The sequence below is a fragment of the Mesobacillus sp. genome (genome assembly GCF_049588175.1).
Taxonomy (GTDB): domain Bacteria; phylum Bacillota; class Bacilli; order Bacillales; family Cytobacillaceae; genus Mesobacillus.
In genome coordinates, this window is record NZ_JBAVFI010000305.1 from 1 (window position 1) to 2,590 (window position 2,590).

General features: G+C 40.8%; 2 protein-coding genes. Both read left to right on the forward strand.

The annotated features are described in order from the left end of the window. Positions 1-2,221, forward strand: a 2,221-nt coding sequence (locus WB217_RS07495) for a TIM-barrel domain-containing protein (protein ID WP_423992104.1), incomplete at its 5' end; no start/stop codon positions are given. 85 nt (positions 2,222-2,306) lie between these two features. Further along, positions 2,307-2,590 (forward strand): glycoside hydrolase family 66 protein (locus WB217_RS07500; RefSeq protein WP_423992106.1); only part of this gene is annotated, 284 nt, incomplete at its 3' end.

The window sequence follows — 2,590 nt, forward strand, 5'->3', positions numbered from 1 at the left end:
ATTTAGTACACAGGATGGTAAAAAAGAGTACACAATTTCAACAGAAGAATTAACAATCAAAATCAGCAAAGCACCATTTGGTGTTAAGTTTTTAGACAAGCAAGGCAATGTGATCAACGAAGATTACTTGCAAAACGGAGCAGCTTCCGGCTATGAAAACGGCAAGCCTTATGTTTTCAAGAAAACGGAAAAAGGCGAAAACTTCTATGGTTTCGGTGAACAGGCTGGCTTGAATTTTAACCAGCGCGGTGAGAGTATCGGAATGTGGAACACGGATGCTTATTCATATAATAAAGATACAAAATATGTTTACACTTCTATTCCTTTCTTCATGGGACTGAAGGATAAAAAGGCTTACGGAATTCTTTTTGATAACTCATACCGCTCATACTATGAAATGGCGAGCGAGTCGGATGATTACTATTACTTCTATGCAAATGGCGGTCCGCTGACATACTACTTCATGAACGGACCTGAGATTTCTGATGTATTAGATATTTATACAGAGTTAACAGGTAAAATGGACCTTCCCGCAGAATGGACATTAGGTCTTCACCAAAGTAAATGGGAATACCAAGCGGACGAAATCGTGAAAGTTGCGAAAACATACCGTGAAAAGAAAATTCCTTTAGACACTATGCACTTTGATATTGATTACATGGACGGCTACCGTGTATTTACATGGAGCGAAAAGTACAAGCAAGCTTTAAAACAACTGAAATCAATGCCTGGATTCCACGCAATCGCGATTAACGATCCAGCTGTTAAAAAAGATGAAAACTACCGCCTTTATCAGGAAGGCACAAAAAATGATTATTGGGCGAAAAACGCGGATGGCACTCCTTTCATCGGTCCAGTATGGCCTGGCGATTCCGCTTTCCCAGATTTCTCTAAAAAAGAAGTCCGCGACTGGTGGGCAAAGAACCATAGCGTACTTTTCGATGCTGGCATTGACGGCATCTGGAACGACATGAATGAACCAGCTGTATTCCTTGATGGTCCTGAATTCAATCACACAATGCCATTGAATTCTTATTTCGGTTATGAAAATGATAAGAAATTGCAAACTGAGTACCACAACCTATATGGACATGATGAAGCTGAAGCTACTTATAATGCTTGGGCTATGAACAAGCCAGCAGATCGTCCATTTGTTTTGACTCGTGACATGTTCGCTGGAACTCAGCGCTATGCTGCGCTTTGGACTGGCGATAGCGTAAGTAACTGGGAACACCTGCAAATGTCGATTCCTATGAACACGAATATCGGTCTATCTGGGGTTTCATTCGTAGGTAACGATATCGGCGGTTTCGCTAAGCGTCCAGACGCTGAATTATTTGCTCGCTGGATGGAAGTCGGCGCATTCCTGCCATTCTCTCGTATCCACTATGATAGTGATGCAAAATCTGAGATCAAACAAGGTCAAGAGCCTTGGGCATTTGGTCCAGAAGTTGAAAAAATCTCTAAGAAATATATCGAAATGCGTTATCAATTATTGCCTTACCTATACAATGCGTTCCAGGATTCTGCTGAAACAGGTAAGCCGGTTCAGCAGCCGCTTGTCTACCATTACCAGGAAGATGAGAACACATACAATATCAACGACCAGTTCATGTTTGGCGATTCAATGATGCTTGCACCTGTTGTGACACAAGGACAGACAAGCCGTAATGTTTACCTTCCGAAGGGTGAAACATGGGTAGATTTCTGGACAAGCAAAGAATATAACGGCGGACAGACAATCAAGGTGGACGCTCCACTTGCCCATCTGCCAATCTTTGTGAAGAAGGATTCTATGATCCCAACTCGTGAAGTCCAGCAGTATACTGGTGAAAAGGATCTTACAAATCTTGTTTTAGACACTTACCTTAAAAATGAAGCAACATACAGCTTCTATGAGGATGATGGTGAATCCCTTGACCATCAAAAAGGCGAATTCGACGTGACGGACTTCCACATCACGAAAAAGCATAACAAAATCGAATTCTCTAAAAAGATGTCAGCGGACAACTTCGATTCAGCAATTAATCAATACACACTTAAGCTGAAAAATGAAAAAGCACCGAAGAAGGTTCAGGCTGCTAGCGCTAAGTATAAGGCAGCAAAATCAATGAATGAAATGACGAACACTAAACGTTCATACTTCTACGATGCTGGCACGAAAACACTTTATGTGAACATTCCAGTTGAAGAAAGCAAAAACGTGCAAATTAAGTTTTAATAGATATGACTAAGGGACTAATCAAATGTTTGATTAGTCCCTTCTATTGCTTTTAAAGCAACATTTTATTAGGCTGGTGAACCACATGAAGCTAAAGAGTATATGGGGCCTTCTTATACTCCTTTTTATTGGGGTATTGCTCCTTAACATAGATCTGCCAACTCCGAAAAAACACCATCCAACTAAGAAAGTCACGGAAGTTTCCAGCCTGTTTTCCGATCTACAAACGGACAAAGCCCGATACAATCCTGGTGAAAAAGTTCATTTTAGCCTGAAATCGGAGTCAGATTCTCCTAAAATCCAGGTGAGTTATTTCCATTTAAATAAGAAACTGAAAATAGAAACAATCACAAACAAACACTCCTGGTC